The organism is Mesorhizobium sp. Cs1321R2N1 (genome assembly GCF_037179725.1).
Taxonomy (GTDB): Bacteria; Pseudomonadota; Alphaproteobacteria; order Rhizobiales; family Rhizobiaceae; genus Mesorhizobium; species Mesorhizobium salmacidum.
The window spans coordinates 1-6,482 of record NZ_JAPYKP010000218.1; the positions used below are offsets into that span (position 1 = coordinate 1).

General features: G+C 64.6%; 9 protein-coding genes and 1 pseudogene. 7 read left to right on the forward strand and 3 right to left on the reverse strand.

Features of this window, described 5'->3' with window-relative positions:
* From O7A61_RS30335 to O7A61_RS30345, 3 genes and pseudogenes are all read left to right on the forward strand, one after another.
* Positions 1-252: pseudogene (locus O7A61_RS30335) on the forward strand (alkanesulfonate monooxygenase); the annotation flags it as partial.
* A complete protein-coding gene (locus O7A61_RS30340; protein ID WP_337132883.1) occupies positions 249-1,025 on the forward strand; it encodes an ABC transporter permease subunit in 777 nt (258 codons plus the stop codon). The pseudogene O7A61_RS30335 and the gene O7A61_RS30340, both read left to right, overlap by 4 nt.
* Before the next feature lie 7 nt (positions 1,026-1,032).
* Positions 1,033-1,830, forward strand: a complete 798-nt coding sequence (locus tag O7A61_RS30345; protein WP_337132885.1) for an ATP-binding cassette domain-containing protein — start codon at positions 1,033-1,035, stop codon at positions 1,828-1,830.
* Positions 1,831-1,891: 61 nt separating this feature from the next.
* Here O7A61_RS30345 and O7A61_RS30350 read toward each other — a convergent pair whose 3' ends face one another.
* A complete protein-coding gene (locus O7A61_RS30350; protein WP_337132887.1) occupies positions 1,892-2,089 on the reverse strand; it encodes a hypothetical protein in 198 nt (65 codons plus the stop codon).
* A gap of 309 nt (positions 2,090-2,398) precedes the next feature.
* On the opposite strand from O7A61_RS30350, the gene O7A61_RS30355 reads away from it, so the two are divergent.
* The 4 genes from O7A61_RS30355 (at position 2,399) to O7A61_RS30370 (ending at position 5,506) form a co-directional block, all read left to right on the forward strand.
* Positions 2,399-2,767, forward strand: coding sequence for a septal ring lytic transglycosylase RlpA family protein (locus O7A61_RS30355; protein ID WP_337109320.1), 369 nt, complete (start codon positions 2,399-2,401; stop codon positions 2,765-2,767).
* Positions 2,768-3,057: 290 nt separating this feature from the next.
* On the forward strand, positions 3,058-4,335 hold the full coding sequence (locus tag O7A61_RS30360) for a polyhydroxyalkanoate depolymerase (protein WP_140507148.1): 1,278 nt from the start codon (positions 3,058-3,060) through the stop codon (positions 4,333-4,335).
* A gap of 159 nt (positions 4,336-4,494) precedes the next feature.
* The gene (locus O7A61_RS30365; protein WP_337132888.1) at positions 4,495-5,109 is read left to right on the forward strand and encodes a transglutaminase-like cysteine peptidase; all 615 of its coding nucleotides are present in this window, start codon (positions 4,495-4,497) and stop codon (positions 5,107-5,109) included.
* 157 nt (positions 5,110-5,266) lie between these two features.
* Entirely contained in the window at positions 5,267-5,506 is a 240-nt protein-coding gene (locus O7A61_RS30370) for a hypothetical protein (protein WP_337132889.1), read from the forward strand.
* Positions 5,507-5,605: 99 nt separating this feature from the next.
* Here O7A61_RS30370 and O7A61_RS30375 read toward each other — a convergent pair whose 3' ends face one another.
* Both O7A61_RS30375 and O7A61_RS30380 read right to left on the reverse strand, forming a co-directional pair.
* Positions 5,606-5,968: a helix-turn-helix domain-containing protein gene (locus O7A61_RS30375; protein ID WP_337132890.1), complete on the reverse strand. Its 363-nt coding sequence runs from the start codon at positions 5,966-5,968 to the stop codon at positions 5,606-5,608.
* Between the two features lie 22 nt (positions 5,969-5,990).
* Positions 5,991-6,482, reverse strand: a 492-nt coding sequence (locus O7A61_RS30380) for a Smr/MutS family protein (protein WP_337132891.1), incomplete at its 5' end; no start/stop codon positions are given.

The following is a 6,482-nucleotide window of genomic DNA, read 5'->3' on the forward strand; positions in this document are numbered from 1 at the left end:
CGCGGCGGCGCCGGCACCGCGCTGGTTGGCACGCCGGAGCAGGTTGCCGACCGCATCCGCGAATACCAGGCGATCGGCATCGATACGATCATCGGCTCCGGCTATCCGCATCTCGAGGAAGCTTATCGCGTCGCCGAACTGCTCTTCCCCAAGCTTGGGCTCGGTACCAGGCGGCTCAAGCCGCGCGAAGACATCGCCAACGAATTCTCGGTCGGCTTCCATGGCGCGGCCCGCCTGCAGGCCGCGTCATGAGCTTTTCCGCACGCCTGCGCGGGAATGGCATCGGCTGGCTATTGCCGGTGCTGGTGATTGCCGGCTGGGAGGTGGCTTCCCGCGCGGGCGTCATGCCGGCCAACGTGCTTCCGGCGCCAAGTGCCGTCGCCGAGGCCTTCTGGCGATTGACGCTGTCGGGTGAACTGATCCGGAACATCGGCGTTTCGACGGCGCGCGCCCTTGCCGGCTTCGCCGTCGGTGGCTCGATCGGCTTTGCGCTCGGCCTTGCCAACGGGCTGTCGACGCTCAGCCGCGGCCTGACCGACACCACGCTGCAGATGATCCGCAACATTCCGCACCTGGCGCTGACCCCGCTGGTCATCCTCTGGTTCGGCATCGACGAAGAAGCAAAACTGTTCCTGGTGGCGCTCGGCGTGTTCTTTCCGATCTACGTCAACACGCTGCTCGGCATCCAGAGCGTCGACCCGCAACTCGTCGAGATGGGCCGCGTCTACGGCATGGACCGGCGCGCGCTGTTCGTCCGCGTCATCCTGCCCGGCGCGCTGCCGGCGATCTTCGTCGGCCTGCGCTACGCCTTGGGCATCATGTGGCTGACGCTGATCGTCGCCGAAACCATCTCGGCCAGCTCCGGGCTCGGCTACATGGCCATGCAGGCGCGCGAATTCCTGCTGATCGATGTCGTCGTGCTGTCGATCCTGATCTACGCGCTGCTCGGCAAGCTCGCCGACAGTCTCGCCCGCCTGCTCGAGCGCCTGTCGCTCGGCTGGCATCCCGCCTTTCAGAACGGATGAGTATTCGATGCCAGCCGCCAGTCTGACCTCCGTCCGCTCCTTTGTCACCGCGCCGGCGCCCGCGCGCCCGGCGAGATCGGTCGAAGATCGGCGCGCCTTCGCCTTCAAGGGCGTGGGGAAACGCTTTGGCGACAAGACCGTTCTCGACGGCATCGACCTCGACGTGCCGGTCGGGCAGTTCGTCGCCGTCATCGGCAAAAGCGGCTGCGGCAAGAGCACGCTGCTCAGGTTGCTCGCGGGGCTCGACCGGCCGACATCGGGATCGCTGACGCTGGGAGCCGAGGAAGAGGGCCACAGCCGCACGCGCTTCATGTTCCAGGAGCCGCGCCTGCTGCCCTGGGCCAGCGTGGTGAAAAATGTCGAGGTCGGGTTGACCGGCATCGCCTCCGGCACGGAAGCAAGGCGACGCGCGCTCGGCATTCTCGGCGAGGTTGGCCTCGCCGACCGAGCCGATGAATGGCCCTCGGTGCTGTCCGGCGGCCAGAAGCAGCGCGTGGCGCTGGCCCGCGCGCTGGTCGGTCACCCGCAGGTCCTGGCGCTCGACAAGCCGCTCGGGGCGCTCGACGCGCTGACCCGCATCGAGATGCAGCAATTGCTGGAGCGTATCTGGATTGCCCAGAAATTCACCGCCGTGCTGGTCACGCATGATGTCGCCGAAGCGGTTGCGCTCGCCGACCGGGTGGTGGTGGTCAGCGGCGGCAAGATCGCGCTGGATCTGGATGTGCCGGTGGAACGGCCGCGCCGCCGCGGTTCCGCCGAGCTTGCCCGTCTCGAAGGCAGGATCCTCGACCAGCTGTTCGGCTAAGATCATTTCGGAAAAGTATGAAACGACTTGTCCGTCCGGGATTGCGCCCAAAAAAAGAGCTTCAGGGCGAACGGTTCGCCCACACCAGCCCGGCCACGCCGGCCAGCATGGCGGCGAGGCCGATATAGAGCCATTGCGACTGGCCGGTCATGAAGCTGCCGCCGACCACGCCGATGCCTTGCAGCGACCACAGCGCGCCCATGGCCAGAACGATCAAGGCCAGCAGATTTTTGGCCAGCAGATTTTTGGTCAGTCTCATTGTCGGATCCCCTTTTTTTAAGTCGATCGATTGCGGCGCTATTGCCGTGATGAAAGAGCCGAAGGAAGTGGCCAGATCGTGCAGACTTCTATTTGGAGATCAACGCTCGATCTTGTCATAAAAGTCCTCCGTGCCGATCAAACATGATCGAAACTGGTTTCGGCGCGCCAAAAAGTCCCTGACAGACTGTTACCCGATGACTCCAAACGTGTGATCTTGCCATGGAACCGCCAGATCACCGCCGCATTTCGTGCCTTATTCTTTTCCTAACGGCTGGGGTCTGTCAAAAAACGGAGCCATCCCCCAAATATGAAGACCCCAAAACAGACTGCGCTTGTCGCGGTAACGATCGCTGCTGGCCTGATGGTCGGCGCCTCCGCCACTTCGGCAACCGCCGCCGCCGGCCAGTGTGGCCGCGCTTCTTGGTACGCGCTGCACTCGAAAACCGCATCGGGCGAGCGTATGAACCCCTCGGCGCTGACCGCCGCCCATCGCACGCTGCCTTTCGGCACCAAATTGCGGGTCACCAACAAGAACAACGGCCGCAGCGTCGTCGTGCGCATCAACGATCGTGGTCCCTTCATCAAGGGCCGCGTGCTCGACCTGTCGAAGGGCGCCGCCGGCCAGCTCGGCTTCATCGGCTCCGGTCAGACTTCCGTCTGCATGGCGCGCGTCTGATCTGATCGTCTCCTGACCATGATCTCTCCCGCACCCCGGCCGGCGGAGCAAACGGGAACCTTCGGGATCATGGTCGGTCTCCGGTGCGAAGGCCTGACACATATCCTACACATTTCGGCACTGCACATTGAGCCGGCTGTGCCGTCCGGCGCCTGTTTTCAAGGCTTTATACGAAATTAGCATTAGTCACGCCACGTGACGTATTGCATCGCAGCAATTAGTTGTTAACTTCCCCGCGAGACATCTAGGGAGCGGCGCTGCTCGTCGTCTCTTCGGTCGCGGGGTAACGGATGTTCTATCAGCTCTACGAAATGAACCACGCCGCCCTGCAGCCGGCACGGCTCTATGCCGACGCGGTCCGGTTGTTCTACTCCAATCCGCTCAACCCGGTTTCGCATACGCACTGGGGCCGGTCGGTCGCGGCGGGCGCCGAACTGTTCGAGCGTACCACGCGCCGCTACAGCAAGCCGCAATTCGGCCTGGACAAGACCGTGGTCGACTGGAAGAGCGTCGCGGTCACCGAAAAGACAGTCTGGTCGAAGCCGTTCTGCAATCTCGTCCGTTTCGAGCGCGCCGTTCCAGCCGGACGCAAGGCCGACCCGAAGCTTTTGATCGTGGCGCCGATGTCGGGCCATTACGCGACGCTGCTGCGCGGCACGGTCGAGGCGATGCTGCCCTATGCCGATGTCCATATCACCGACTGGGTCGATGCCCGCATGGTGCCGCTGGCCGACGGCAGCTTCGATCTCGACGACTATATCGACTACGTCATCGACATGCTGCACACGCTGGGTCCGGACACGCATGTGATGGCCGTGTGCCAGCCTTCCGTGCCAGTGCTTGCGGCCGTGGCGCTGATGGAGGCGAAGGGCGACCCCTTCGTTCCTTCGACGATGACCCTGATGGGCGGGCCGATCGACACCCGCCGCAATCCGACCGCCGTCAATCTGCTGGCCAAGGAAAAGGGCATCGACTGGTTTCGCGACAACGTCGTCATGCGCGCGCCTTGGCCGGTGCCGGGCTTCGGCCGCGAGGTTTATCCCGGTTTCCTGCAGCTCTCGGGTTTCATGAGCATGAACCTCGACCGCCACATCATCGCTCACAAGGAGTTCTTCATGCACCTTGTGAAGCACGATGGCGACAACGCCGAAAAGCACCGTGACTTCTATGACGAATATCTGGCGGTGATGGACCTGACGGCGGAGTTCTACCTGCAGACCGTTGACACCGTCTTCGTGCGCCATGCCCTGCCCAAGGGGGAGATGACGCATCGCGGCACCAGGATCGATCCGTCGGTCATCCGCAACGTCGCCCTGTTCACGGTCGAGGGCGAGAACGACGACATTTCGGGCCTTGGCCAGACCAAGGCGGCGCAGGACCTGTGCGTCAACATCCCCGCCGACAAGAAGGCGCACTATGTGCAGCCGGCGGTCGGCCATTACGGCGTCTTCAACGGCTCGCGCTTCCGCTCCGAGATCGTGCCGCGCATCGTCGACTTCATCACCAGCTATGGCCGCCAGACCCGGGTGGCGGTGAAGCCGAAACTGGTCCGCACCGCCAAGCGGTAGGCGGTTTTGAAACAGAGCCGGCCGCGGGTCCGATTCTGTTGCGCAAGTGCCCCTGTCCCTCCCCGCGGGTAACCATGCCGCAAATCAACTCGATGTCTTAATTGACACGGAGTGTAAATCGCCCTTAACGTTTCGTTAACAACAGGGCGAGCGGGGACAATGAATTCCTCAATCACGCGAAGGCTGCGCGTATGCGCGGCAGCCGGGCTGGCGTTAACGGGGGGCTGGATGACACCGGCCTGGGCTTCGGACGCGATGGCGACCGGGGGCCTCACCTCGCAGCCGATCGGCCATTACGATTTTTGCAAGCAGCGGCCGGGCGAATGCTCGATCCGCCCGGCCAACCTCGCGCCGGCGGCCCTGACCGACGGGTTGATGCGCAAGCTGGTCAACGTCACCGCCAGGGTCAATGCCGCCGTCAAGCCGATGAGCGACATGGACATCTATGGCAAGGACGAGGTCTGGGCCTATCCCGACAAGGGCGTCGGCGACTGCGAGGATTACGTGCTGGAGAAGCGGCGCCAGTTGTCCCGCATGGGCTTGTCGCTCGCCGATCTCTTGATGACCGTGGTGCGCAAGCCCGACGGGGAAGGTCACGCCGTGCTGACCGTGCGCACCGACGGCGGCGACTATGTGCTCGACAATCTGACCGACAAGGTCAAGCCCTGGGACGAGACCGGCTACCGCTTCCTCAAGCGCCAGGCGATCGACAACACCGGCCGCTGGGTCTCGATCCGCGGCGGCCAGCAGGTTCTGGTGGGCTCGGTACAGTAAGGGAAAGCCGCCCGGTTAGGGCTGAGCACTCCCGGCGCTTCGAGGAGGCTCCGCCGCGCACCTCCGTCCAAAAAATTCGCACCTCTCCGTGAACCATTTCCGTTCGCCCGGCGACACACAGCCGTGGACGATAGAACCCAAATCATGGAGACTTCAGATGACTGCTTTTCTACGCAACACCCTTCTCGCCGCCGCTGCCGTTTCGGCCCTGACCGGATCCGGTCTGGCCGGCCAGACCATTCCAAGCTGCGCCAACACCAACCTCAACGACCTGTGGGCCGGCCGCTGTTGCGGCGCCGCCGGCGCGTCGGACTGCCTGGGCGGCGGACATGGCGGCCAGGATCATGGCGACCATGGTCGCGGCGGCAATGGCGGCAGCACGGCCGGTAAGAAATGATCTCACCACGGCTGCCTGCCGGCTGCTCGCCGGCGGGCGCTGTTTTGCGATCGGGCGATCGCCCGGCCGCCGCAAAATGGCGGAAACCCGATTCTAGGATCACCGGCCGAGTGCCGCGCGGATCGACGCGGTGATGCGCAGAAGCGCGGCCTCATCCAGCTTTTCGATGTTCTCGGCCAGAAGATTGGCAAGTTCGGTGGCGGCGGGGGAAAGACCCGACGTATCGAGTTTCACGCGCGGATGCGAGGTTTCGGCCAGCCGCGCCAGTTCCTCGGCGTCGTCCCAGATGATGTTGAAATAGCCGATGATCTTCTGGATCAGCGTCCAGGTCGGCGCGCCGCGCCTGCCATGCTCGAGCGCCGAGAGATAGGCGGCGCTGACGCCGATCGCCGCCGCCATGTCTTTCTGGCTGACGCCGCGTTCGGCCCTCAGCGTCCGCAGCTTCTCGCCGAACGGCGTCATGCGCCCGGCCTCCTGAGAGCCCTCATGAGCGTGCCCGCCGCAGCCTGATATAGAGCGCGCCCGAGCCGCCATGGTTGCGGGCGGCATGGTCGTGGCTGGAGACCAGCGGCCGGAACGCCGGTGTCGACAGCCAGGCCGTCACAGCGCGCCGCAGGATGCCATCGCCGCCCGAGGACGACCCCTTGCCGGTGATGACCAGCACATAGCGGACGCCGCCGGCATGCGCCCGGTGCAGGAACGAGAACAGCAGCGAATAGGCCTCGTCCTGCGTCATGCCATGCAGGTCGACGCGGCCCTCGGTCGGCAGCCGGCCTTTTTGCAACTTGTCCAGCGTCGGCTCGTCGAGCCGGTGCGTGACATGCTGGACCTTCGGCTTTGCCGCGCCAGCCGGCCAGGCGGCGGGCTGGGCCGGTTGCGACGGCGTCGGCCTGGCATCGACGGCCATGTCTGGAATGTCGACGGCGGCGCGGCCCTTGAGCGGCTTGGCGGTGCGCGCCACCAGGTTCCACAGCAC

Bases quoted from the DNA above. Each gene is read 5' to 3' on its own strand.
- O7A61_RS30340 (WP_337132883.1), top strand. From the start codon at position 249: ATGAGCTTTTCCGCACGCCTGCGCGGGAATGGCATCGGCTGGCTATTG.
- O7A61_RS30345 (WP_337132885.1), top strand. From the start codon at position 1,033: ATGCCAGCCGCCAGTCTGACCTCCGTCCGCTCCTTTGTCACCGCGCCG.
- O7A61_RS30350 (WP_337132887.1), bottom strand. From the start codon at position 2,089: ATGAGACTGACCAAAAATCTGCTGGCCAAAAATCTGCTGGCCTTGATC.
- O7A61_RS30355 (WP_337109320.1), top strand. From the start codon at position 2,399: ATGAAGACCCCAAAACAGACTGCGCTTGTCGCGGTAACGATCGCTGCT.
- O7A61_RS30360 (WP_140507148.1), top strand. From the start codon at position 3,058: ATGTTCTATCAGCTCTACGAAATGAACCACGCCGCCCTGCAGCCGGCA.
- O7A61_RS30365 (WP_337132888.1), top strand. From the start codon at position 4,495: ATGAATTCCTCAATCACGCGAAGGCTGCGCGTATGCGCGGCAGCCGGG.
- O7A61_RS30370 (WP_337132889.1), top strand. From the start codon at position 5,267: ATGACTGCTTTTCTACGCAACACCCTTCTCGCCGCCGCTGCCGTTTCG.
- O7A61_RS30375 (WP_337132890.1), bottom strand. From the start codon at position 5,968: ATGACGCCGTTCGGCGAGAAGCTGCGGACGCTGAGGGCCGAACGCGGC.